The 22,703-nt window shown below is 65.9% G+C and carries 21 protein-coding genes; 4 read left to right on the top strand and 17 right to left on the bottom strand.

All coding sequences use genetic code 11. The features are described from left to right. Nucleotides 1-2: 2 nt before the first annotated feature. Together EAE28_RS07900 and EAE28_RS07895 are read right to left on the bottom strand one after the other, a co-directional pair. Nucleotides 3-1,922 (bottom strand): secretin N-terminal domain-containing protein, encoded by a 1,920-nt coding sequence (locus tag EAE28_RS07900; RefSeq protein WP_127105277.1) that lies wholly within the window; start codon nt 1,920-1,922, stop codon nt 3-5. 58 nt (nt 1,923-1,980) lie between these two features. Continuing rightward, nucleotides 1,981-2,661 (bottom strand): hypothetical protein, encoded by a 681-nt coding sequence (locus EAE28_RS07895; protein WP_127105276.1) that lies wholly within the window; start codon nt 2,659-2,661, stop codon nt 1,981-1,983. A gap of 80 nt (nt 2,662-2,741) precedes the next feature. Here EAE28_RS07895 and EAE28_RS07890 point away from each other — a divergent pair, with 80 nt between their 5' ends. The 3 genes from EAE28_RS07890 to EAE28_RS07880 all read left to right on the top strand — a co-directional run bounded on the left by EAE28_RS07890 (nt 2,742) and on the right by EAE28_RS07880 (nt 4,504). Continuing rightward, entirely contained in the window at nt 2,742-3,269 is a 528-nt protein-coding gene (locus EAE28_RS07890; RefSeq protein ID WP_164736577.1) for a tetratricopeptide repeat protein, read from the top strand. 222 nt (nt 3,270-3,491) lie between these two features. Next, entirely contained in the window at nt 3,492-3,983 is a 492-nt protein-coding gene (locus EAE28_RS07885) for a hypothetical protein (protein WP_127105274.1), read from the top strand. A gap of 11 nt (nt 3,984-3,994) precedes the next feature. Continuing rightward, nucleotides 3,995-4,504, top strand: coding sequence for a hypothetical protein (locus tag EAE28_RS07880; protein WP_127105273.1), 510 nt, complete (start codon nt 3,995-3,997; stop codon nt 4,502-4,504). A gap of 3 nt (nt 4,505-4,507) precedes the next feature. On the opposite strand, the gene EAE28_RS07875 is transcribed toward EAE28_RS07880, so the two are convergent. The 7 genes from EAE28_RS07875 to EAE28_RS07845 all read right to left on the bottom strand — a co-directional run bounded on the left by EAE28_RS07875 (nt 4,508) and on the right by EAE28_RS07845 (nt 11,710). Beyond that, nucleotides 4,508-4,732: a formate dehydrogenase subunit delta gene (locus EAE28_RS07875; RefSeq protein ID WP_127105272.1), complete on the bottom strand. Its 225-nt coding sequence runs from the start codon at nt 4,730-4,732 to the stop codon at nt 4,508-4,510. Beyond that, on the bottom strand, nt 4,722-5,528 hold the full coding sequence (fdhD, locus tag EAE28_RS07870; RefSeq protein ID WP_127105271.1) for a formate dehydrogenase accessory sulfurtransferase FdhD: 807 nt from the start codon (nt 5,526-5,528) through the stop codon (nt 4,722-4,724). Before fdhD ends, EAE28_RS07875 begins: the two co-directional genes overlap by 11 nt. Continuing rightward, nucleotides 5,528-8,410 (bottom strand): formate dehydrogenase subunit alpha, encoded by a 2,883-nt coding sequence (gene fdhF, locus EAE28_RS07865; RefSeq protein WP_127105270.1) that lies wholly within the window; start codon nt 8,408-8,410, stop codon nt 5,528-5,530. The genes fdhD and fdhF overlap by 1 nt, the downstream gene beginning before the upstream one ends. A 111-nt stretch (nt 8,411-8,521) precedes the next feature. Next, nucleotides 8,522-8,731, bottom strand: coding sequence for a DUF4287 domain-containing protein (locus tag EAE28_RS07860; RefSeq protein WP_127105269.1), 210 nt, complete (start codon nt 8,729-8,731; stop codon nt 8,522-8,524). Beyond that, complete coding sequence (locus EAE28_RS07855; protein WP_127105268.1) at nt 8,728-10,254, bottom strand: formate dehydrogenase beta subunit; 1,527 nt, start codon at nt 10,252-10,254, stop codon at nt 8,728-8,730. Before EAE28_RS07855 ends, EAE28_RS07860 begins: the two co-directional genes overlap by 4 nt. Next, nucleotides 10,254-10,733: a formate dehydrogenase subunit gamma gene (locus tag EAE28_RS07850; RefSeq protein WP_127105267.1), complete on the bottom strand. Its 480-nt coding sequence runs from the start codon at nt 10,731-10,733 to the stop codon at nt 10,254-10,256. The genes EAE28_RS07855 and EAE28_RS07850 overlap by 1 nt, the downstream gene beginning before the upstream one ends. A gap of 98 nt (nt 10,734-10,831) precedes the next feature. Beyond that, nucleotides 10,832-11,710, bottom strand: coding sequence for a LysR family transcriptional regulator (locus EAE28_RS07845; RefSeq protein ID WP_164736576.1), 879 nt, complete (start codon nt 11,708-11,710; stop codon nt 10,832-10,834). Nucleotides 11,711-11,837: 127 nt separating this feature from the next. Between EAE28_RS07845 and EAE28_RS07840 the strand changes: the two genes are divergently transcribed. Beyond that, nucleotides 11,838-12,974, top strand: a complete 1,137-nt coding sequence (locus tag EAE28_RS07840; RefSeq protein WP_127105265.1) for an aminotransferase — start codon at nt 11,838-11,840, stop codon at nt 12,972-12,974. Here the strand turns inward: EAE28_RS07840 and EAE28_RS07835 are convergent. The 8 genes from EAE28_RS07835 to EAE28_RS07800 form a co-directional block, all read right to left on the bottom strand. After that, entirely contained in the window at nt 12,971-14,161 is a 1,191-nt protein-coding gene (locus EAE28_RS07835; RefSeq protein ID WP_127105264.1) for a multidrug effflux MFS transporter, read from the bottom strand. The genes EAE28_RS07840 and EAE28_RS07835 overlap by 4 nt on opposite strands. 138 nt (nt 14,162-14,299) lie before the next feature. After that, complete coding sequence (locus tag EAE28_RS07830; RefSeq protein ID WP_127105263.1) at nt 14,300-15,409, bottom strand: class II histone deacetylase; 1,110 nt, start codon at nt 15,407-15,409, stop codon at nt 14,300-14,302. 45 nt (nt 15,410-15,454) lie between these two features. After that, nucleotides 15,455-16,417, bottom strand: a complete 963-nt coding sequence (locus tag EAE28_RS07825) for a helix-turn-helix transcriptional regulator (protein WP_127105262.1) — start codon at nt 16,415-16,417, stop codon at nt 15,455-15,457. 59 nt (nt 16,418-16,476) lie between these two features. Beyond that, entirely contained in the window at nt 16,477-18,789 is a 2,313-nt protein-coding gene (locus tag EAE28_RS07820) for a LamG domain-containing protein (RefSeq protein WP_127105261.1), read from the bottom strand. A 4-nt stretch (nt 18,790-18,793) separates the two neighbouring features. Beyond that, nucleotides 18,794-20,323, bottom strand: coding sequence for a branched-chain amino acid ABC transporter permease (locus tag EAE28_RS07815; RefSeq protein WP_127105260.1), 1,530 nt, complete (start codon nt 20,321-20,323; stop codon nt 18,794-18,796). Beyond that, a complete protein-coding gene (locus EAE28_RS07810) occupies nt 20,320-21,246 on the bottom strand; it encodes a branched-chain amino acid ABC transporter permease (protein WP_127105259.1) in 927 nt (308 codons plus the stop codon). The genes EAE28_RS07815 and EAE28_RS07810 overlap by 4 nt, the downstream gene beginning before the upstream one ends. Beyond that, nucleotides 21,246-21,941 (bottom strand): ABC transporter ATP-binding protein, encoded by a 696-nt coding sequence (locus EAE28_RS07805; protein ID WP_127105258.1) that lies wholly within the window; start codon nt 21,939-21,941, stop codon nt 21,246-21,248. Before EAE28_RS07805 ends, EAE28_RS07810 begins: the two co-directional genes overlap by 1 nt. Next, the gene (locus tag EAE28_RS07800; RefSeq protein ID WP_127105257.1) at nt 21,938-22,663 is read right to left on the bottom strand and encodes an ABC transporter ATP-binding protein; all 726 of its coding nucleotides are present in this window, start codon (nt 22,661-22,663) and stop codon (nt 21,938-21,940) included. The genes EAE28_RS07805 and EAE28_RS07800 overlap by 4 nt, the downstream gene beginning before the upstream one ends. Nucleotides 22,664-22,703: the final 40 nt, after the last annotated feature.

The raw sequence follows: 22,703 nt of genomic DNA, 5'->3' as shown, positions 1-22,703 counted from the left end.
GCTTACTGGCCCTGATCCACTTGCAGGCGGGGCGGCAACGGCGGGAACAGACGGTCACGCACCGCCTGATCGACATAGGGATCGTCGAACGGCTGGTTCAGATCCACCCCGTCGAAGGGAAAGCCGGTGCGGCGCACCTGCGGATACAGGCTGTCGTTGTTGCGCGGCGAGACGAGACGGCCCAGCCGTTCGGTCTCGCGCGCGATCTGGCGGCTGAGCGCGGTGGCCTGATGGTCATCGCGCACGACGCGCGGGCGCAGCATGATCAACAGCACGCGCTGGCCCTCTTGCAGCGAGCGACCCCGGAACAGCGCGCCCAGCACGGGCAGGTTGCTCAGGCCGGGGACACGCTGGTTCTGCGCGGTCGAGTTATCCTCGATCAGCCCACCCAGAATGATCACCTCGCCGTCGCCGACCAGCGCGTTGGTGCTCAGGCGGCGGCGGGCGGTGACTTCGCCCCCGGCGGCGGATGTCGTGCCGGTCAGGTTGGACACCTCCTGCGCGATGGCCATGCGCACGGTGCCGTCATCGGTGATCTGCGGGCGCACGGTCAGGGTCAGGCCGACGTCCTGCCGTTCGATGGTCTGGAACGGCTGGTCGGGCACGGCGCTGTCGCCGACGGTGGAATACTGGCCGGTCACGAAGGGCACGTTCTGCGCCACGATGATCTCGGCTTCCTGATTGTTCAGCGTCAGCACGGCGGGGGTGCTGAGCAGCCGGGTCGAGCGTTCACGGGCAATCGCGGTGAGCAGCGCGGCGAAGTTGCCGTCCGAGGCACCCAGCACGCCGCCATTGCCGGGATTGACATTGTTGCCCGCCATGGCCGCCGAAATCAGCGTGATCAGTGAGGTTCGGCCATCCAGCGCGAACGAGGTGCCGCCGCCGATGGCATCATTGAGCAGCCCGCCGAACTGCACCGACAGGTCCGAGAAGTTCTCGGCGCTGACCTCAAAGATCACCGCTTCAATCAGCACCTGCGACGGGCGGGTATCAAGCGACTGGATCGCGCGGGTGATCGCCTCGACCCGATCCTGCGGCGCGGTGATGATGATCGCGTTGGACTGCGGTTCGGCCACAACGGTGATCGCCGCGTCGCCTTCGCCGCCCGCGCCCATCGACTGGCGGATCACCTCGGCGAGCTCGGCGGCCTGCGCGAAGTTCAGCCGCACGACGCGCGAGGTCGGGCGCATCTGGGGCGTATCAAGCTGCATCACGACCGAGCGCACGCGGTCGCGGAATTCGGACGGGCCGGACACGACGATGGCATTCGCGCCGGGATCGGCGGCGATGGTGCCGGTAGCGGCGGTCGGTGGCAGCGCGGCCTGCAACACGGTGATCATCTCGGATGCGCGGCCATGGTTCAGGCGGATGGTTTCCACCGAACGGCTGCTGGCGGTGTTCAGACGCTCGATCAGCGCTTCGATCCGGGTGATGTTTTCGGTGCGGTCCGACAGCACGAACAGCCCGGCTGAGGGGATCGGTGTCAGGATCGCATCGGGCGCGACCAGCGGTTCGAGCACATCGTACATCTCGACGATATCGCCGCCGCGCACCGGGATCACGCGCGTCTCATATCCGCCGCCGCGCTGCGCGCGTGCCGCTGCCAGACCCGAGGCCAGATGCATCGGCACGATCCGGTCGATGCCCTCGCCCTCAAGGATCGTTACGCCGTTGATTTCCAGCACGTTCAGGAAAATTTCGTACATCGACGCCGGCGTGACCGGAACGGGCGCATAGACCGAGACCGTGCCCTGCACCTCGGGATCGACCAGAAAGTTGCGTCCGGTCTGTTCCGAGACAAGCTGGATATAGCTGCGCAGATCGACGTCGCGCAGATCCAGCCGGATTTGCGCCAAGGCCGGGCGCAGGGCGCCAAAGGCAAGCAAGAGGCCGAGCAGCAGGAAAGCGGCGAAGCGGGTCATGGCGCGATTGTTTCCGTTTGGTAAGCAAGGTCAACTGGTAAGAGCAGGAAGATCGGTGTCATCGGCTGATCCCGAACCGGTCGCGCGGACTGGCCGGCACCGGTCCGTCCCGATAGCGGTCGGCGTCAATCGGGCGTCTGCGCGTGGGGCCTTCATAATCGGCGCCCATGCTGCCGTCATAGGCATCGGCGTTAACGGGGGTGGAATCTTCGGCAAATCCGATCAGGTAGGGTTCGCCATACAGATCAATGACCACGCCCTCTTCGGTAATGTCGTCGACAGCATAGCCGTCGGGCAGCAGATCGCCGACGTGCAGCATCATGACCCCCTCGGGCGTTTCGAGCAATGCGAAACTCTCGCTGGTCCCGTCGCTCATCGCCAGCCCGCGCAGCACATACGCGCTGTCATCGAAATCGTCGGCAGGGTCATAGGCGGGCTCGGGGACGCGGGGCGCAGGCGGAGCCTCGGCGACAGGGGCGGCGGTGGGCGGCGTGCCGAACAGCGCCGCCCAGCTTTGGCGCGCGGGGGCCATGTCGGTCGCGGTGCCAGCGGGTTGGGTGACAGCGGCGATGGGGGGCAGGGGGGCTGCTTGCGGTGTCGGGGCGAGCAGGGCCAAAGCGGCCAGACCCAAACCGCAACCCGCGACCACTGACGCGCAAAACAGCAACAGCGCCGACGGCCGGGCCGTCGGGGAATGCGGCAGGGCAGTCGTCACGCGGGCGGGCGTGGCAAGGGTCATGCGCGATGGGCCTCTTGGGTGTTTTTGTGGACATTATCGGCCTCTCGGCCTAGGATGAAAAGAAAAATAAGGTGAGAGCAGTGATCCAATTCCTTCGGTTCAGGGGCCGGATACCGGCGCTGTGCGCAGTGCTGCTGCTCGCGTCATGCGAAGCGGCAGGAACGCTGGCAGGGGGCGGTGCGCAATCGACCTATCTGGTTGCCCGTCAGGCGCTGGAGACCGGCAATTACGATCTGGCCATCCGCCGCTATGGCGCGCTGATGGAACAGGTCGATGCCGCCTCTGCCTCGCGGTTGCAGCTTGAATACGCCCACGCCCTGTTGCGCGGTAACCGCTATGACGAGGCGATCGTGATCTGCGACACGCTGATCGCGCGGCAAACCGGCTCGATCCATGCCTCGGCTCTGTCGGTGCGCGGCACGGCCCGCCACGAAGCCGCGCGGCGGCTGCTGGATGCAGGGCGCGACCCGTCAACCGCCCGTGCGCTGCTGGTCGCGGCAAGCAGTGACATCGACGCATTTCTGGCTGCACCGGGCGCGCTGGACGCCGCCGGGTCAATGCGCGCCCGCTCGCAACTGATCACCGCGGATCTGGGCCGGTTGAGCTGATCCGCACCGTCGCATCGTGACGCATCGCCAACGCCTGTCAGAGGCCGCCCGCCACAATGGGCGGTCTTTTGGTTGGGCGGTGCGTCGGTCGCAGGCGGCCGCTGTGCCGCTAAAACGTCAAATTTGTTGCAATTTTTCGTCGAAATTTGCCTAACTTCGGCCCGGTTCGGTCGTCAGTTTGCCCCCAACAGACAGTGACAGTAACGGTACAGGGGCGGCTTCATGGGTATTGAGAACACAACCGCGCGGCGCGTCGCCTTCGCCATCATGGCGGCTGGCGTTGCGCTGGCGACGCCAGCGGCGGCGACGACCGAGATGCTGGGCGGCGGCTTTATGGTCAGCCGGTGGGGTGGCTGCGAAGACTACGGCTGGGTCGGCACCCAGCAGGTTCTGGCGCGCATGGAGCCGCAGGGGGCACCCGGCAATCTGGCCAACGAGTCCCAGCTGTCCCTGCTTCTGAGCACCGGCACCATCGCCATCCGGTACAACAACGAGGGTGGCTATCGCCGCAATCAGGAGATCACGCAGGCCACCTATGTCTGGAATGGTCCGTGGACGCCCGACGAGCCGTCCATGACGCTGTCATGGGATCTCTACGGCGAGATCCCCGAGGCAAGGGACAGCGCTCTGGACCAGCTGGTCATCAATTTCCAGAACTTCAACGAGCACCCGGGTTGCCGCATGTCGGTTTTCCTGGTGATGCAACGCAACTGAGGGGCTCTGTGATGAAACCGTTTCTGCGCCGTCTTTCCGCCCGTCTCGCCCCGCTTGTTGCCGTTGCGCTGATGGGTGTCTCTGCGCCCGCCCATGCCGAGTTCATGGGCGGCGGCTATCTCACCGATTACGCTGGCTGCGATCAATACGGCTGGCCGGTCAATGTCGAAATGGTCCGCGCGCGCTATAGTGCCCGCGAGATCGACGGCGGCCCGTCACAGATCGTGCTCAATTTCGCCGTGGGTGGCGTGAACACCTTTGTCTACTATGGCGACCTGTCGCCCAGCCGCGCGTGGCGGCAGGCGTCGGGTCAGGTGATCTGGGGCACCACGGGGGCCATCCGGCCTGCGCCGCGCCTTCGGGTGCTCGAACGCGAAAGCATCCCGTTCGCCGGTGCCAGCTTCGATGCGCATGTCGAGAACATCCGGCTGCGCCTGCGTATCCGCCATTTCAACGGCATGCGCGGTTGCACGGTCACGGCCGTGCTGATGCTGAACGACTGGAATAACGAGATTAACTGAAGCTTACGCAGGCTCGACCGGGCGGCGGATCTGATCTGCCGCCTCGATCACCAGAGGGGACAACCCCTCGCCCCCCGCATCCAGCAGCGAGAACAGCTCGCGGCGCATCCGGGGTTCCCAGAAATCGTTGATGTGCATCGCCAGCCCTTCGACGCCCTCGGCATGGGGTTTGGACGCCATGAAGGTGGCGATCTGATTGGCCATGCGGGTGATCTTTTCAGCGGACATTCTGTTCTCTCGTCTCAATACGGTCGGTATGGGTGAAAGCCTCGAACCGGTCGGGGCGGGCCTGCGCGATCAGGGTGATGCCCAGATGCTCGGCCAGCGCGACGGCGTCGGCGGTCGGTGACGATACGGCAATGATCGCCGGGGCCCCCAGCGCGGCCACCTTTTGCACAAGGTCGATCGACACGCGGCTGGTCAGCACCACCGCGCCATTCCCGGCGCGGGTGCCCGCGCGCAGCATCGCGCCTGCCAGCTTGTCCAGCGCGTTGTGCCGCCCGACATCCTCGCGCGCCGCGACGATTTGCGCGCCGTCCCAGAACCCGGCGCAATGCACCGAGCGGGTGGCGTCATGCAGCTTTTGCTGCGCGGGCAGGGCGGCAATCGCGGCCATCACCTGCGCGGGCGTCAGGCGGAAGCTGCCATGCGGCACCGGCTCCATCTCGCGCAGCGCCTGTTCCAGACTGTCGATCCCGCACAGCCCGCAGCCCACCGGCCCGGCCATCACCCGGCGGCGGGCGGTCAGCCGCGCCTCGGCGTCCTTGGACACCCAAAGCTGCACATCCAGCCCGCGCGGGGTTTCGACAACCTCGACGCTTTCGATCTCTTCGGGCCGCGCCAGCCCTTCGGTCAGCGCGAAGCCATAGGCGAAATCGGCAAGATGGTCGGGCGTGGCCATCATCACCGCCTGCGTGGTGCCGTTGAAGCTGAGCGCGACGCCGACCTCTTCAGGCAACACCCGTTCGCCCGAAGCGATGGACGCGCCGAACGACAGGCGGGGAAGAGGCCGCGCGCCTTGCATTACTCGGCAGCGGGCAGGATGCGGCGGGCCATTTCGGCCTGCGCGTTATAATCTTCCTGCCATTGCGACGGGCCGTTCGACGGCGCGATCTGCACCGCCGTCACCTTGTATTCCGGGCAGTTCGTCGCCCAGTCGGAATAGTCGGTGGTGACCACATTGGCCTGCGTGTCGGGGTGGTGGAAGGTGGTATAGACCACCCCCGGCGACACGCGGTCGGTGATCGTGGCGCGCAGTGTGGTTTCCCCGGCGCGGCTGGTCAGGCGGACGTAATCCCCCTCATGGATGCCGCGGTTCTCGGCGTCATGCGGGTGGATTTCCAGCACGTCCTGATCGTGCCAGACCACGTTCGCCGTGCGCCGTGTCTGCGCGCCGACGTTGTACTGGCTCAGGATGCGCCCGGTGGTCAGCAACAGCGGGAAGCGCGGGCCGGTTTTCTCATCCGTCGCCACATACTCGGTGCGGATGAACTTGCCCTTGCCGCGCACGAACGCGCCGATGTGCATGGTCGGCGTACCCTCGGGCATCGCCTCGTTGCAGGGCCACTGGATCGAGCCCAGCTCATCGAGCCGCTCGAAGCTGACCCCGGCGAAGCTGGGCGTCAGCAGCGCGATCTCGTCCATGATCTGGCTGGGATGCGCATAGTTCCAGTTGGCGCCCATCGTGTTGGCGAGCATCTGGGTCACTTCCCAGTCACCATAGCCGTTCTTGGGGGCCATCACCTTGCGCACGCGGTTGATGCGGCGCTCGGCGTTGGTGAAGGTGCCGTCCTTTTCAAGAAAGGTCGAGCCGGGCAGGAAGACATGCGCGTAATTCGCCGTCTCGTTCAGGAACAGGTCATGCACGATCACGCATTCCATCGCGGCCAGACCGGCGGCAACGTGGTGGGTGTCGGGGTCCGATTGCAGGATGTCTTCGCCCTGACAATAGAGGCCCTTGAACGTGCCCTCGACCGCCGCGTCCAGCATGTTGGGAATGCGCAGACCCGGCTCGTTGTCGATCTTGACGCCCCAGGCGTTCTGGAACAGGTCGCGCACATCGTCGTTCTTGACGTGGCGATAGCCCGGCAGCTCGTGCGGGAACGAGCCCATGTCGCAGCTGCCCTGCACGTTGTTCTGACCGCGCAGCGGGTTCACGCCGACGCCCGGCTTGCCGATGTTGCCGGTCAGCATGGCGAGGTTGGCGATGCCGATCACGGTGGTCGAGCCTTGGGAATGCTCGGTCACGCCCAGGCCGTAATAGATCGCGCCATTGCCGCCGGTGGCATACAGGCGCGCGGCTTCGCGGACGGTCTGTGCCTTCACGCCGGTCAGTTCCTCGACCGCCTCGGGCGAGTTTTTCTCGTCCGCGACGAATTCGGCGTAGTCCTGGAATTCATCCCAGTCGCAGCGGGTGCGGATGAACTCTTCGTCCATCAGCCCTTCGGTCACGATCACATGCGCGATGGCGGTGACGATGGCGACGTTGGTGCCCGGGCGCAGGGGCAGGTGATGCGCGGCCTTGACGTGCGGGCCTTCCACGATGTCGGTGCGGCGCGGGTCGACGACGATCAGCTTCGCCCCCTTGCGCAGGCGCTTTTTCAGGCGGCTAGCAAAGACCGGGTGCCCGTCGGTCGGGTTCGCGCCGATGATCATCACCACATCGGACTGCTCGACAGAATCGAAATCCTGCGTTCCGGCCGAGGTGCCAAAGGTCTGGCCCAGCCCGTAGCCGGTGGGCGAATGGCAGACGCGGGCGCAGGTGTCGGTGTTGTTGTTCATGAACACCGCGCGGGTCAGCTTCTGCACGAGGTAGGTTTCCTCATTCGTGCAGCGGCTTGAGGTGATCACGCCGACCGACTGGCGGCCGTGCTTTTCGATCAGACCCTTCATGCGGTCGGCGGTGAAGCGCATAGCCTCGTCCCACGACACCTCCTGCCACGGATCGGTGATCTTGTCGCGGATCATCGGGTTCAGGATGCGGTCCTTGTGCGTGGCATAGCCCCAGGCAAAGCGGCCCTTGACGCAAGAGTGGCCCCGGTTCGCCTTGCCGTCCTTGTGCGGCACCATGCGCACCAGCTCATCGCCGCGCATCTCGGCCTTGAACGAGCAGCCGACGCCGCAATAGGCGCAGGTGGTGATGATCGCGCGCTCGGGCGTGCCGATCTCGACGACGGATTTTTCCACCAGCGTGGCGGTCGGGCAGGCCTGCACGCAGGCGCCGCAGCTTACGCAATCGGACGACAGGAACGTGTCACCCTTGCCCCCCGCCGAGACGCGGCTGTCAAAGCCCCGACCCTGAATGGTCAGCGCGAAGGTGCCCTGCACTTCTTCGCAGGCGCGCACGCAGCGCGAGCAGACGATGCATTTGGACGGGTCATAGTCGAAATACGGGTTCGACGAATCCTTGACCATGTATTGCGGGTTCGCCTCGCCGTTGTGGCGCGGGCGGAAATGGGTATCGACAGCCTCATAGCGCACATCGCGCAGACCCACGGCCCCAGCCATGTCCTGCAATTCGCAATCGCCATTGGCGGCGCAGGTCAAGCAGTCGAGCGGGTGGTCAGAGATATAAAGCTCCATCACCCCCTTGCGCAGCTTCTTGAGCGGCTCGGTTTGGGTGTGAACCTTCAGCCCCTCTGCCACCGGCGTGGTGCAGGAGGCGGGCGTGCCGTTGCGGCCCTCGATCTGGACCAGACACAGACGGCACGACCCAAAAGCCTCGACGCTGTCGGTCGCGCAGAGCTTGGGAATGCTGATCCCGGTCATCGCAGCGGCGCGCATGATCGAGGTGCCTTCGGGCACCGTGACCTCGAACCCGTCGATGGTCAGCGTGATCTGCTTTTGCGATTTGGCGGCGGGAGTGCCGTAGTCGCGGTCATCCCAGGGAATGATAAAGTCTTTCATTTCGCATTCTCCGGTTGCTGTTTGGCTTTGGGCTGGTGGCAACGGTCAAGAAGTTCACTGCGCAGGAAGGTCAGCAGATCGACGGGGCAGGTCGGCGGGGGCGTTGTCATCTCACTCTCCCTGCGCTTTGGCGTGGGCCACGATGGCATTGGCGTGCCCGTGGCCCAGACCATGCTCGGTCTTGAGCAGGGCGACGACGGCCATGTGCGGCTTGTCCTTCAACCCGTCGCGGGCAAGGGTCAGCCAGTGCTCGATCGGCTTGCCATAGGTCTTTTCGATCGACGGAAAGTACGAGGCCGGGCCTTTGACAGTATCGCTCATTCCGCCGCCTCACGGGTGCGGGCGAAATCGTCGGGGAAATGCGTCAGCGCCGACATCACCGGATAGGGCGTGAAGCCGCCCAAGGCGCAGAGCGAGCCCGATTTCATCGTGTTGCACAGATCTGCCAGCAGCGGCAGGCCCGAGGCATCGCCCGCCGCCACGCGGTCCAGCGTTTCCACCCCGCGCACCGCGCCGATGCGGCAGGGCGTGCATTTGCCGCAGCTCTCGATGGCGCAGAACTCCATCGCGAAGCGGGCCATTTTCAGCATGTCGGTGCGGTCATCGGCGATGGTCAGCCCGGCGTGGCCGATCAGCCCGTCCTTGGCGGCGAAATCCTCATAGGTGAAGGGCGTGTCGAACAGCGAGGGCGGGAACCACGCGCCCAGCGGTCCGCCGACCTGCACCGCCTTGACGGGCCGACCCGAGGCCGTGCCGCCGGCAATATCCTCGACAATCTCACCCAGGGACAGGCCGAAGGCGGTCTCGAACAGCCCGCCGTATTTCACATTCCCGGCGATTTGCAGCGCCATGGTGCCATGCGAGCGGCCCATGCCGTAATTCTTGTAGAACGCCGCCCCGCGATCCATGATCACCGGGACCGAGGCCAGCGAGATCACGTTGTTGACCACGGTGGGCTTGCCCATGAAGCCCTCAAGCGCGGGCAGCGGCGGCTTGGCGCGCACCACGCCGCGCTTGCCTTCCAGCGAGTTGAGCAGGCTGGTTTCCTCGCCGCAGACATAGGCGCCCGCGCCGACGCGGACCTCCATGTCAAAGGCGTAGTCGGACCCCAGCACGCTTGCGCCCAGCACGCCGGCGTCACGCGCGATGCGGATCGCGGCTTCGAACTGGCTGATCGCGATGGGATATTCGCTGCGGGTATAGATGTAGCCCTTGGTCGCGCCGACTGCGATCCCGGCAATCGCCATGCCTTCGATCAGGGTAAACGGATCACCCTCCATCAGCATGCGGTCAGCAAAAGTGGCGCTGTCGCCCTCATCGGCGTTGCAGACGATGTATTTCTGCGCGGCGGGCGCGTCGTGCACCGTCTTCCACTTGATGCCGGTCGGGAACCCCGCACCACCCCGGCCCCGCAGGCCTGAGTCGGTGACTTCCTTGACCACCTCGGCGGGCGTCATCGCCAGCGCGCGGCGCAGGCCTTTCAGGCCGTGGTGCAGCTCGTATTCGTGCAGCGACAGCGGGTCGATCACGCCGACGCGGGCAAAGGTCAGCCGGGTCTGGCGGATCATCCACGGCAGTTCTGCGGTCAGGCCCAGATATTTGGGATGGCTTTCGCCGTCGTCGAAAATCGCGGACACGTCGTCCGGCGTCATCGGACCAAAGGCGATACGGCCCTCATCGGTGACCATCTCGACCAGCGGCTCCAGCCAGACCATCCCGCGTGAGCCGTTGCGCACAACGGTGACGGCGATGCCGCGTTTTTCGGCTTCGGCCTTGATCGCGGCGGCGACGTCATCGGCACCCAATGCTACGGCGGCGGAGTCGAGGGGGACGTAGAGTTTCATCAGCGCGCCCCCTCAAGGATCTTGTCCAGCTTGGCGGCATCAGCCCGGCCCACCAGTTTGCCGTTGACCATCGCGGCAGGACCGCAGGCGCACAGGCCCAGACAGAACACCGGTTCCAGCGTCAGCGCGCCATCGGCTGAGGTTTCGTGCCAGTCCAGCCCGGTTTTCGCCCGCGCGTGATCGGCCAGATCGTCTGCCCCTACGGCCTGACAGGCCTCGGCCCGGCAGAGTTTCAGCACCGTGCGGCCTGCCGGATTTTCGCGGAAATCGTGGTAAAAGCTCATCACGCCATGCGCTTCGGCGCGGCTGATGTTCTGGTCCTTGGCGATGATCGGCAGGGCGTCCTGGGGGACATGGCCAAAGGCCGCTTGCACCGCATGCAGGATCGGCAACAGCGCGCCCTCCATCCCGCGATGGGTGGCAAGGATCTGGTGCAGGGTCTCAACCCCTGCTTCCCCGAACGCTGGTGTGGCTGGCATATGGCTTCTCCGGTCGATTCACGCGTGCGTAGCGGCAAAGCGATTGAATTTCAAATTGTGAATTCCGTTATCTGATAGAGAGCGTCTATCAAAACGGCTTAACTCACAGTCTTCAGAAACGCATCCAGCAGCAGCGTCCGCCGCCCCACCGGCGGCAGGATAAAGGCGACCGTGGCGATGCCGCTGACCCCGCCGGTGAGCGGAATACAGGCCAGTTCGCGCCCGGTGGCGTAGAAGGCAGCGGTGCGCGAGGGCAGGATGGTGGCGTGGTGCGGCGCGGTCACATGGCTGATCAGCGCGACGATCGAATTGGACTCGATGCGCGGTGAGACGGTGATGCCCGCGCGTGCCAGATTGGTGTCGATGATCCGCCGGTTCTGCATGTCGGTGGTCAGCAGGCCCAGCTCATACCCGCCGAGATCCTCCCAGGCCAATGTGGCGGGCAGGTCGGGGCGCGCGCAGGTGACCAGCGCATAGCTTTCCTCATACAGCAGCACCGAGCGATCCGCCGCCAGCTTGTCCTGCGGCGCATCAACAGCGGCATAGCTCAGGCCCGCGTCGATCTCGAACTCGGTCAGGCGTTCGAGGATCTCATGGCTGTTGAGTGAAACGATGCGCAGCCGCACGCCGGGATGCGCCGCCAGAAACGGGCGGGTCAGGTCATGGATCGAGGACAGCGCAGTCGGGATCACCCCCAGCCGCAGCGTCCCCGACAGACCTTCGCGCGCCACGGCCACATCGGATTTCATCGCCCGCGCCTCGGCCACGATGGTCTTGGCGCGGGCCAGCACGCGCTCGCCTTCGGTCGTCAGGCCAATATACCGCGCGCCGCGCTGCACCAGCTGCACGCCCAGGCTTTGCTCCAGCGCCTTGATGCCCGACGACAGCGTTGGCTGCGTGACATGGCAGGCCTCAGCCGCGCGTCCGAAGTGACGCTCGCGGGCAAGGGCGATGAGCATTTCCAGCTTGTCGATCATATCCGCCAGCTTGCCGCAAACCGCTGTCGGCGGAAAGGGTCCGACTGCCCGGCTAAAGCGTTTGCAATGCTGAACGGGCCGCGTGATGCTGCGTTCGAAGACATGCACGAGAGCACGGAGGGACGCGATGCACATCCAACCATTCGGCGTTGAGATCTGGATGAACGAGTGGGAAACCCGCTGCGATCTGAACCTTGCCGAGACCTGCGTCGAAAGCCTGACCATCGCGCAACTGCTGGAACTGACCGGGCGGAATGGCGACGATCTGTCGGCGCTGTTGCCGTTGCAGATGACCTATGGGGCGATTGAGGGCTCGGACCGGCTGCGCGATGCGATTGGGGCGCTTTATGCGAAACAGCAGCGCGAGAACGTGATCGTCACCCATGGGACGATTGGGGCGAATATGCTGGTGCACAAGGCGCTGGTCGGGCCGGGCGACCGGGTGGTGGCCGTGGTGCCGACCTATCAGCAGCATTACTCGATCCCCGACAGTCTGGGCGCGGATGTGCACCAGCTGGCGCTGCGGGCCGAGGATGGCTGGCTGCCAGATCTGGACGCCCTGCGGGCGCTGGTGGTGCCGGGCACCAAGCTGATCGCGCTGACCAATCCCAACAACCCCACGGGTGCGCTGATTCCGGTCGAGATGTTGCAAGAGATTGCCCGGATTGCGCGCGAGGTCGGCGCATGGGTGCTGTGCGATGAGGTGTATCGCGGCACCGATCAGACCGGCGACGGGCGAACGGCCTCGATGGCGGATCTGTATGAAAAGGGGATCAGCACGGCGGGGATGTCCAAGGCGTTCTCGTTGGCCGGGCTGCGGCTGGGCTGGGTGGTGGCACCGCAAGAGCTGCTGGCCAAAGTGTCCATCCACCGCGACTATGACACGATCAGCGTCGGCATGATCGACGACCACTTCGCCACACTGGCGCTGGAAGCTGCGGACCGGGTTTTGACGCGGGCGCAGGCGATCACGCGGGGCAATCTGCAGATCCTGTCCGACTGGATCGACACCCAGCCGCGGCTAAAGTGGGTGCGTCCGGCCTCGGGCACGACGGCCTTCGTGCGCTTTGACGCGCCGATGACTTCGCGTGAGTTCTGCATTGCGTTGCTGGAGGACACCGGGGTGATGTTCACCCCCGGCTCGGCGCTGGGCGTCGAGGGCTGGCTGCGCATCGGCTACGCCAACAACCCCGACATCCTGCGCGAAGGGTTGCGGCGGACGGGCGAATTTCTCGCCCGTCTGCCAGATCCTGCGCTGGTTTAGACCGCTAGCCGCCGCATCGGCAGCGACAGCGCGGCGGCGGCGAAGGCCATCACGCCACACAGCGCGATGGCTGCCGTCATGCCCATGGCCGAGTTGTCCAGCAACAGCCCGGTGATCACGATCATCACGCCGCCGGTCAGCATCTGGATCGTCCCGCCCAGCGACGAGGCCAGCCCGGCGATATCGGGATGCGGGTCCATCGCCATGACCATGGCGGTGGGGATCACCAGCCCGAGGCAGGCGTTGGCGATGAACAGACCCGCAACCACCACGGGCAGCGAGGCCATACCCGCAAAGGCGACGATCGCCAGCAGCACAGTCGACGCCATGAAGCCGCTGATCGCCAGCACGATCACGCGCTGCATGCCGTAGCGGGCCGAGAAACGACCCGCCAGCTGCGAGGCACCAAAGAAGCCGATGGCGTTGATCGCGAAGGCGATCGAAAAGCCGGTCGGCGACAGGCCGAATTCGCGCGTGTAGACAAAGCTGCCGGTGGCGAGGAACACAAAGAAGCTGGCCATGCCGAAGCCGCCGATCATCGTCAGGCCCATGAACGAGCGGTCTGTCAGCAGCCGGCGGAAACCGGCCAACATGGCGCGGACGCGCACCGGGCGACGCTCGGCGACCGGCAGGGTCTCGGGCAGGGCGAAGATGATCAGCAACAGGCTGATCACCGAGGCCACGGCGAGCACCATGAAGATCTCGCGCCAGCCGCCAAAGGCCAGCACGATCGAGCCGGTCAGCGGTGCCAGCATCGGCGAGATCGAGATGACGATCATGATCGCCGCCATCATCCGCGCGGCATCGGGGCCGCTGGCCATGTCGCGGATCACGGCGCGCGGGACGGCCATCAGCGTGGCAGCGCCGAGCGCCTGCAAGGCGCGGGCAGCGACCAGCGTGGACAGGTCGGGCGCCATGGCGGCGAGCACCGTGGCAACAAAGAAGATCGCAACGCCGATCATCAGCGGCTTCTTGCGGCCGATGGCATCGGCCAGCGGGCCATAGATCATCTGCGCCACGCCGAAGACGAGGAAATAGGCGGTCAGGGTCAGCCCTGCGCCGGCTTCGTCTGTGCCCAGATCAGCGGCTACCTGCGGCAGCGCGGGCAGGTACATATCAATGGCGAATGGTCCGACAGCGGACAAAAGACCCAACAAAAGGGCCATGCGGAAAAGCGGATCGCGCATCGGAAAACCTGCGAAAAATTGGTCATGGGAAGGGCCCGCCCCGGAAATCGGGGCATGGGCCGGACGCGTAACATCGTTCGCATGTGCAGAAAGTCAACGACCGCCGGTTGATTTTCCGATTTTCGTGCAGCGCCTGTGTCAGCCAAGCCCCAGCGTTTTGGCCTGCGCGGCCAGCCGGTCGCGCTGATAGGCGATGGTGTCGGCATCCGGTTGGGTGGCCTCGATCATCGGCAGCGTGGGGTCTTGCACCTCGGTCCGGTGGCCTGAAAGTTGCTCGATCACCGCCAGCCCGCAGAAGGGCACGATGGCTTCGGCATAGCCGCCCTCATGCACCACCACCAGCTTGCCGCCGCAGAGCTCATCCGCAAGCGCCATCGCCCGCCGGGTCATGTCACGGAAGGTTTCGGAATGCGCCTGCATGCGTGCCATCGGATCAAAGCCGTTGGCGTCATAGCCGCAGGCGATGACGATCAGGTCGGGTTGATAGGCGCGCAGGGCGGGTTCCACGATCAGATCGAAGCTGTCGAGATAGGTCTGGTGCCCCATCCCCGCCATCAGTTCGATGTTCAGGTTATACCCGTCGCCCGCGCCGGTGCCGCGGTTGTCGGCCTTGCCCGAGAAGGCCGGGTAGCAATGGTATTGGTGGATCGAGACGGTCAGCGTGTCGTCGCGCGCGATATAGGCCGCCTCGGTCCCGTTGCCGTGGTGGACGTCCCAGTCCACCACCGCCACCCTGAGCGCGCCGTGCTGCGCCCGCGCGGCCTCAAGCGCGAGGGGGATGTTGGCGAGCAGGCAGAAGCCCATGCCATGCTCGGGCATGCAGTGATGCCCCGGCGGGCGCGACAGCGCATAGGCGCGGTCGTGGACCCCGGCCAGCACATCAAGCACGGCCTGTTTGACCAGCCCGGCCGAGAGGGCGGCAATCTCATAGCTGCCCGCGCCAAAGGGCGCTTCCGGCCCGGCCATGCCGCCGCCCGCGTCACTGGTGGCCTTGAGCCGGTCCAGATACGCGGCGCTGTGCACGCGCTCCATATCGGTGCGCGTCGCGGGCGCGGCGCTGCGCACGTCCAGCTTTGCGGTCAGGCCGGACACATCCATCAGCGCCTTGAGCCGGCGCTTGGTGTCGGGCGATTCCGGGTGACCGGCAGCGGCAGAGGGCTGCACCCAGCCGCCGACGGGCAGAATCATCGCGTGCGCGCCTTGCTGGTGCCACAGGCACAGCTCGTCAAAATAGAATCCGGTCGTCATGGGGCCTCCGACAGCAGGGGGAAATGGTGGGGAAGGGGCAGGGCGTCAGCCCTGCAGGCTGGCCTGATCGGTCAGGATCGCACGGGTCAGCGCCGCCCGGCTGGACACGCCCGCCTTTTCATAGATGCGGGCCGTCTGATTGCGCACGGTGGCCGGGGCCAGCCCCAGTCCGCGCGCGATCTCCTTGTGCGTGAAGCCCTCGGCGATCAGCTCGGCAATCTCGCGTTCGCGCGCGGTGAAGCGATCCACCACCCGGCGTGGCATCAGCCGCAGCTCGGTCAGCTGGTGACCGTCGTTCAGGGCGGTGGGCGAGGCCAGCACATTGAACCCGCGCGTCTCAAGGAAATCGTCGAAACTCTCGGCCGGTTCGCGCTTCTTGGGCTCGGCCTGCCAACCCGACCACAGGGTCAGCGCTGCGGCATTGCCCGCGACCGGGCGACCGCGCGCGTCGACCAGAAGACGGAAGCTGCCATCGCGCGCCCCCTCCTGATCCAGCACCGATTGCATGTGGTCCAGCGCGCAGGACAGGAATTGCAGCTCGCGTTGCACCAGACTGCGCGCGCCTGCGCCGCCGCGATAGGCCGACAGGAACAGTTGCGGGCGCAGCGGGTCCAGCGCGCGGGTGACCACCGACAGCTTGCGCAGCCCATAGCGGTCGGCGAGCGCGATCATCCCGTCCGACTGGCGAGGCCCATCGCGGTCGTATTGTGCCCAGAACCGGCCGGTGGATTTCATTGATTGGACATCGGCGGCGAGCAGGTCGTCGTTGCGGATCTCGCTCCAGAAGGCGACGTAATCGGCGGGCAGGTTGTGCATGGTGGTGCCGATGATATCGACCTCGGGCGGGACGGTATCGGCCCAGCCCAGCCATGCCGCGTCAAAGCCGACGATGCCCGACAATTCCCCCGCCGCCCAATCCAGCAAAGCTGGGCCATCCATGCCGCGCCGCACCTCGTGCAATGCGCCGACAAAGCGGCTGAACGCCTGCAGTTCCGTGCCTTCGCGCAAAGGCTGGCCCCCTGGGCAATCGGGTGAACCCACAGCGTAGAGCGGCCCCGTGCTTTGAGTCAACGCCACAGCTTTTCCTCTCCGACAAAGGCCCCGCCGGGCAGCGGGCCGGGGCGCGCAAAGGCATCGACCACGTTCTTCATGAAGCGCGCGACCGGGTTCTGCCCGTGGTTGATCGGCAGCGCCATCGACCAGGCGATTGATCCGATGCCCAGACAGGCGCCGTTGTCACGGGTGCTGAAATAGGTGATGTCGGCGCGCACCTGCGGATCTTGCGTGCCGCCGCGGCCTGGGAAGGCATAGGTGATCTCTTCGCTAACCAGCGGGTAGTTGTCGGAAAACCCGTCGGCCATGCCCAGCAGCATGGTGTGCGGCGGGGTGCCCAGCGACAGGTCGTAGCGGTCGATCTCGATCCCCGCCGCGCCACCGAGGCCCAGACCGGCGGTGCCGATCTTCTCCTCAGCGCCGATCCCCTCGAACATCCAGTCAACGCGCTTGTGGAAGCTGTCGGGCATCCGCTCGAAATGGGTGGAATGGTCCATCCCCTCAGCCGTAAAGCCGATGCCGACGATCTTCTGCGGGGCCCGCCCGCGCGAGCGCCAGAGGCCCGAGCGTTCGCCGGTCGAGGCCAGATACCCCTCGCCCGCCTCGGCCTGCCACGCCCGCGATCCGGTGTCGAGCTTGCGGACTTCCATGATTTCCGGCTCACCCTCACGCAGCCCGGACACCCAGTAATACCCGTTCCCGCCCGCATAGATCACCCGCCCGCCGCTGGTCAGATACTCTTCGGTCGCGTCGAGCATCCGTTCGGAATAGTATTCCGGGTGGGTGCAGTTCAGCACGACATTATAAGGCTTCAGCGCCGCGACGCCCTCGGCATGCAGGTCGTGGTCGGTCAGGATTTCATAGTCATAGCCCGAACTCTCCAGCCACCAGATCAGCGACAGATCGGCGGGTAGCGCCCAGGGCATCCCCATCGCCGAGCTGCGATAGCGCGGGCGGATGTTCAGGATCGGGCGCAGATGGCTGGAATAGCAGCAACCCGCGCCGTCGGAATGGTGGTCATAGGTGGACAGGCCGAACTCGTTCAGCTTGACGAATTCCACATCGCGCGTGGTCAGGATCGGCGTGTGCGCGGTGATCGCCTGCGCGATGGGGGCTTCATAGGCCAGATGCTCGTTGGCATAGGCGAGGTAGGTGAAGGTGGACATCAAGACCGCGATGGGTGCCTTGGGGGTGACAGCGCGCACGAAGAAGGGGACGTGATCCTCGGCCCCGGCGGTGGTCAGGCGCAGCGCGTAGACGCCGCTTTTCAGACCCTGCGGCACGGTCCACTCAATCGTCGGCTCCCAGCGGCAATCGGTCATCGCGTCGTCGTGGAAATGCACGCCGCCGTATTGGCCGGGGTTGAGGCGATAGCAATCGTCGCGGCCCTGCCAGTTCCAGCCGGTCATGCCGCGCACCGGTCGGTTGACGCCCTCGGCGTGCAGGGCGTGGGGGCCGGTGTCCACGATCGTGTCGCCGATGCCGGTGTCGGTGTAGCCCAGCGTAGTGTCCCACAGCGCCACCGCGCCGTCCACGGGGAACGCCCCGCCATCCGCAATCGCGTGCAACGCGTCGTCGTCCAGCACCCGGTTCCACAGGCCCGTGCGGTCGATCTTGCCGTTATAGAGCGTCGAGACAAACCGCCCGCGCCGGTCGTTCCAGTCGCTGGCCCCGGCCCACAGGAACGGTGCCTCGGCCACCGCCGCCTTGGGCGTGACGCGCAGGGGGGCGTCGGTGATGCTGTTGTAATCATAGGGCACCACCGGCCCCAGATGCCCATTATAGCGCCCGACCCGGCCCAGCTGGATCAGCCGCGCGCGTTTGGTTTTGGCGTCCCAGGTGGCGGCGACGAAGTACCAGGTTTTGGGGATCACCGGCACTTCGGCGGTGACTTGGTCAACATCCTTGCCATTGCCGACCCAGAACTCGACATGCCCCTCAGGGTTCAGCCCCAGCGCCCAGCCCTGCGAGCCGGAAATGTCCCAGCGCCCCAGCAGGGTCTGGCGTTGCTTGCCCGGCGCGGTGGGGCAGATGAACGCGGCAAGGGTGAAGCTGCCATCGGCCACGTCATGCGTTTCCAGGCCCGGAACGGTCGCGTAGGCACCTTTCTGGGTGAACTGGCGGCGCACATGCAGCCGCTCGGTCACCGCACCCGGAATTTCCTCTTCGATGAATCCGGGGCCGTCGGGGTTCTCGTCGCCATGGATCAGGCGGACCAGCATGGCGTCGGCTTCCTCGACCCCCTCGCCCGAGATCATGAAGCGCATCGCCTCGCCGGGTTTGACCGACCACGGGGTGCAATATCCAAAGATGCGGTGCTTTGCCATGGTCTCAGCTTTCCAACAGATCGTTGACCCGCAGCAGGAAGACGGCGTGATACGCCTCGTCGCGGGTTTCATAGACGCGGTCATCGACCACGCGCGGCGGTTTGCCCGGCTCACCCGACAGCGCCATCACGCTGTAGCGCCACGCGCCCGCGTCGCCCTCTTGCAGGATGGCGTATTTGTCGGGCATCTCGCCGCGGCGGAAATAGTTCAGCACGCGGGCCAGCGCGTCGGAATGCGGACCCAGCGGCGCTGACCGGTGCTGTTCGATCAGTTCGGGCGTGACCATCTCCTTGAGCCGGTCGCGCAGGCGGCGGTCAAAGCGGCGATAGGCGATCAGTTGCTTGTCAGCGATCTCGGTGGCTTCTTCGGGCATGACTTCCCCTCCCTTGCGGGTGCTGGCGGCGCGGCGTTCGGACCGGATCCGGTGGCGCCAGCCCCGGAACTGGCTGCGCACATCGGCCAGACCGTGATGTGTGGTAAGCGTGACGGCGATCATCACCGCCGCAATCAGGATGATACGCAAAGGCCCCAGGTCGATCAGCGCGCGGTCGATGACGACGACGATGGCGGTGCCGATCACCGCGCCCTCGGCCCGGCCCATGCCGCCGATGACGATCATGGCGAACATCAGCAAAAGCTGATCCAGCGAGAAGACGTTCAGGCTGATCGAGCGGTAGAGCATCGCGTAATACGCGCCGACAAAGCCCAGCGCGGCGGATGAGATCAGGAACACATGCAGCCGCGCGCGGCGATAATCGATGCCGACGGCTTCCGAGAAATCCTCATCCTCGCGCGCCGCTTGCAGTTGCAGGCCCAGCCGTTCCGAGTTGATGACCCGGAACAGCAGCAGCGCCAGCAACAAGAGCACGAAGGCGGTGGCAAAGCCCAGCAGCAGACCTGGGCGTTGCAGATACCAGTCCTGCGGGATGAACGAGCCGACGTTGTTGATCGACGAGTTCTGCGGCGCCAGCGCACGGATCTGGCTGATGGAGACACGGCAAATCTCGGCCACGCCGATGGTGAGCAGGGCGTAATAGAGCCCGTCGATGCGGGTCGAGGGCAGGGCGAGCAGCCCGCCGACCACCAGCCCGACAAAGGCCCCCACCGCGAACATCAAGGGCCAGGGCACGCCGAGATACACATTCGCAGCGGCAGCGGCATAACCGGCCAGACCCACCACGGCCATGGTCGCGAGCGACAGGATGCCCGCAGCACCAATGATCAAGGTCCAGATCACATTGATCGCGGCAAAGACGCAGAAGACCACGGCGACCTGCAGCAGCGTGTCGGGCAGCATCGGCGCGGCGCAGGCCAGCCCGCCCAGACCGATCAGCCACCACAGGGGCCGCTTGTCGGCCAGCCGCCGCTCGCGTTGCAGGGTCTTGGGGTTATAACCGCCGCGCCATTTCAGCCAGTGACGGCTCAGGCCCGGCACGCGGCCCCGGTGCCAGTCGCGGTTGCCATCGGGAGCAAGGGTGAATTCATGCCGCCGGTTGCCGACGCGGTGAAAGACAGGAGCGATGGGTTGGGTCATTTGCGCGTCTCGCTCAACAGGCCGCCGATACCGCGCGGGCGGATGATCAGAACGGTGATGATGAAGCCGAACTGCACCACCAGCACCATCCGCTGGCCAAGGAAGGGGATCGCCCCGGTGACGGCCTCAAGCGTGCCGACCAACAGCGCGGCAATCGCCGCACCGGGCACGGACCCAAGACCGCCCAAGAGCGCGATGATCATGCCCTTGATCAGCGGCATCGCGCCTGCGCCGGGGCTGACATAGACGGTCTGCGAGAGCAGCACCGCCGCCGCGCCCGCCATGGCACCCGTCACCGCCACTACCGGCAGCGCCGTGCGGCGGACCGAGATCCCCGACAGCGCCGCGCCCTCGGCGTTCTGCATCATGGCGCGGATCTCCAGCCCCTTGCGGCTGAGCCGCAGCCACGCCAGCACCACGCCCAAGAGCACCACGGTGGCACCGATGGTCATCGCCTGATCATAGCGCAGCGGGATGCCGAACAGGTTCAGGCGGCCAAAGCCAAACACATTGGGCAGCGCCTGTTGCCGGGGGCCGAACCACCACAAGAGCGCCTGCACCGTGGCAAGGTTGATCGCCAGCGTGACGATCATCCCGCGCACCGGGAAGTTGGCCTTGTCGTGGATCGGCAGGAAGCCCAGCAGATAGATCAGCCCGCCAAACAGCGCGCCAACCGTGACACCGGACAGCAGCAGCACGGTCATTTTCAGCAGTGGCAGGATGGCCCAGCCGTCAAACACCGCCTCGACCAGCGGCAACAGCGCGTTGCCCAGCACCAGCGTGCCGTATCCGGCCACGGCGAAGGTCGCGCCATGGGCCATGTTCAGCATCCCGATCGAGGACCAGAGCAGCGAAATCCCGATCGCCATCAGCGCGTAGATCGCGCTCAGGTTCAGGGCGTAAACGATCAGCGCAGCATCCATCAGCCCAGCTCCACATGTCCGACATCGCCGCGCAGACGACCGGCGTGCATGCCGATCATCCGGTCGACCTGTCCGTCCAGCAGCGTCACGTTCTGCTCGGCGATAATGATGGCCCCGTCTTTCACGTCGATCTCACGCAGCGCGGCGATGACGCGCTGGCTGATGACAGGGGCCAGGCCCAACGACGGCTCGTCGATCAGATAGAGCCGTGCTTCGGTCATCAGGGCGCGGCCGACGCTGACCATGCGCCGCTCACCGCCCGACAGGGTGCCGACGGTGGTGTTTTCCAGTTTGCGCAGGGGCGGGAACAGATCGAAGATCGCCTCGCGCCGTTTCGCCCGTTCGCGCCACGCCTGCTTGGACCACGCCCCGCAATCGAGGTGTTGGCGCACGGTCAGGCCGGGAAAGATCGCGTCGCCCTGCGGGGTCATCGCCACGCCAAGGCGCACGATGCCGGGGGTCTTGCGGCCTTCGCCAAGGCTGCGCTGGCCGCCGATCTCAACCCCGTCGAACAGGATCGAGCCGCGTTGCCAGCCGACCAGATGGGTGATGGCGCGAAAGAGCGTGGTCTTGCCGTGGCCGTTCAGCCCGACAATCGCCAGCCGCTCGCCGCGTTCCACGGTCAGGTTGATCTCGTGCAGCACGCGCAGCGGGCCATAGCCTGCGGACAGGTCGGTGATCTTGAGCAGGGTCATCCCGTCCCCTCGAAATAGGCGGCGCGCACGGCGGGGTCGGCAAAGACGCCCTGCGGCGTGCCTTCGGCGATGACTTCGCCCAGATTGAGCACGGTCACGCGGTCCGCCAGTGCTTCCAGCAGTTCCAGCCGGTGCTCGATGACGATCACCGCCAGATGGTATTCATCGACCAGCGTGCGCAGCAGCAGGTCCAGCTCGTCGATTTCGGTGTTGATCAGGCCCGAGGCGGGCTCGTCCATCAGCAAGACCTTGGGCCGTCTCATCAACAGGCAGGCGAGCAGCAGCTTGCGCCGGTCGAAGGTGTCCAGACTGCCCGCCGGGCGGCTCCACGGTACGGTCAGATTGACCAGCCGGGCGGCCCATTCGGCCTCGTGCCGAGAGCGGAAGGGCAGGTAGGCCATGCGCGCGGCGCGGAAGGTTTCGCCCACGGTCAGGGCCGAGGGCACGACGGGGCTTTGAAAGGTGCGCGCCAGACCCCGGCGCGAGCGGCGCACGATGTCTTGTCTGGTGACATCCGTGCCATCCAGCACCACGCGACCCGATTGCGCGACATAACGGCCCGAGAGCACCTCAAACAGCGAGGTCTTGCCCGCGCCATTGGGACCGATCAGGCCCAGAACCTCGCCGCGGCTGACGTGCAGGCCGACATCCTTGAGGATCTGACGACCGCCCAGCGCAAGGCTCACGCCTTCGCAGGCGAAGATGGAAGAAGGGGGGGACATGGCGTCTCTTGATCAGAGGACGGGAAGGGGTCGGCGGGTG

Source organism: Pararhodobacter zhoushanensis, from assembly GCF_003990445.1.
Taxonomy (GTDB): Bacteria; Pseudomonadota; Alphaproteobacteria; order Rhodobacterales; family Rhodobacteraceae; genus Pararhodobacter; species Pararhodobacter zhoushanensis.
Note: the sequence above shows the minus strand (reverse complement) of the source record. Positions and strands in the feature narration are given on the sequence as shown.

Coding starts and splice junctions, on each gene's coding strand:
- EAE28_RS07810 (WP_127105259.1), bottom strand. CDS start 21,246: ATGGATGCTGCGCTGATCGTTTACGCCCTGAACCTGAGCGCGATCTAC.
- EAE28_RS07845 (WP_164736576.1), bottom strand. CDS start 11,710: ATGATCGACAAGCTGGAAATGCTCATCGCCCTTGCCCGCGAGCGTCAC.
- EAE28_RS07880 (WP_127105273.1), top strand. CDS start 3,995: ATGAAACCGTTTCTGCGCCGTCTTTCCGCCCGTCTCGCCCCGCTTGTT.
- EAE28_RS07875 (WP_127105272.1), bottom strand. CDS start 4,732: ATGTCCGCTGAAAAGATCACCCGCATGGCCAATCAGATCGCCACCTTC.
- EAE28_RS07895 (WP_127105276.1), bottom strand. CDS start 2,661: ATGACCCTTGCCACGCCCGCCCGCGTGACGACTGCCCTGCCGCATTCC.
- EAE28_RS07900 (WP_127105277.1), bottom strand. CDS start 1,922: ATGACCCGCTTCGCCGCTTTCCTGCTGCTCGGCCTCTTGCTTGCCTTT.
- EAE28_RS07805 (WP_127105258.1), bottom strand. CDS start 21,941: ATGACCCTGCTCAAGATCACCGACCTGTCCGCAGGCTATGGCCCGCTG.
- EAE28_RS07860 (WP_127105269.1), bottom strand. CDS start 8,731: ATGAGCGATACTGTCAAAGGCCCGGCCTCGTACTTTCCGTCGATCGAA.
- EAE28_RS07840 (WP_127105265.1), top strand. CDS start 11,838: ATGCACATCCAACCATTCGGCGTTGAGATCTGGATGAACGAGTGGGAA.
- EAE28_RS07850 (WP_127105267.1), bottom strand. CDS start 10,733: ATGCCAGCCACACCAGCGTTCGGGGAAGCAGGGGTTGAGACCCTGCAC.
- EAE28_RS07885 (WP_127105274.1), top strand. CDS start 3,492: ATGGGTATTGAGAACACAACCGCGCGGCGCGTCGCCTTCGCCATCATG.
- EAE28_RS07815 (WP_127105260.1), bottom strand. CDS start 20,323: ATGACCCAACCCATCGCTCCTGTCTTTCACCGCGTCGGCAACCGGCGG.
- fdhF (WP_127105270.1), bottom strand. CDS start 8,410: ATGAAAGACTTTATCATTCCCTGGGATGACCGCGACTACGGCACTCCC.
- EAE28_RS07835 (WP_127105264.1), bottom strand. CDS start 14,161: ATGCGCGATCCGCTTTTCCGCATGGCCCTTTTGTTGGGTCTTTTGTCC.
- EAE28_RS07830 (WP_127105263.1), bottom strand. CDS start 15,409: ATGACGACCGGATTCTATTTTGACGAGCTGTGCCTGTGGCACCAGCAA.
- fdhD (WP_127105271.1), bottom strand. CDS start 5,528: ATGCAAGGCGCGCGGCCTCTTCCCCGCCTGTCGTTCGGCGCGTCCATC.
- EAE28_RS07820 (WP_127105261.1), bottom strand. CDS start 18,789: ATGGCAAAGCACCGCATCTTTGGATATTGCACCCCGTGGTCGGTCAAA.
- EAE28_RS07800 (WP_127105257.1), bottom strand. CDS start 22,663: ATGTCCCCCCCTTCTTCCATCTTCGCCTGCGAAGGCGTGAGCCTTGCG.
- EAE28_RS07855 (WP_127105268.1), bottom strand. CDS start 10,254: ATGAAACTCTACGTCCCCCTCGACTCCGCCGCCGTAGCATTGGGTGCC.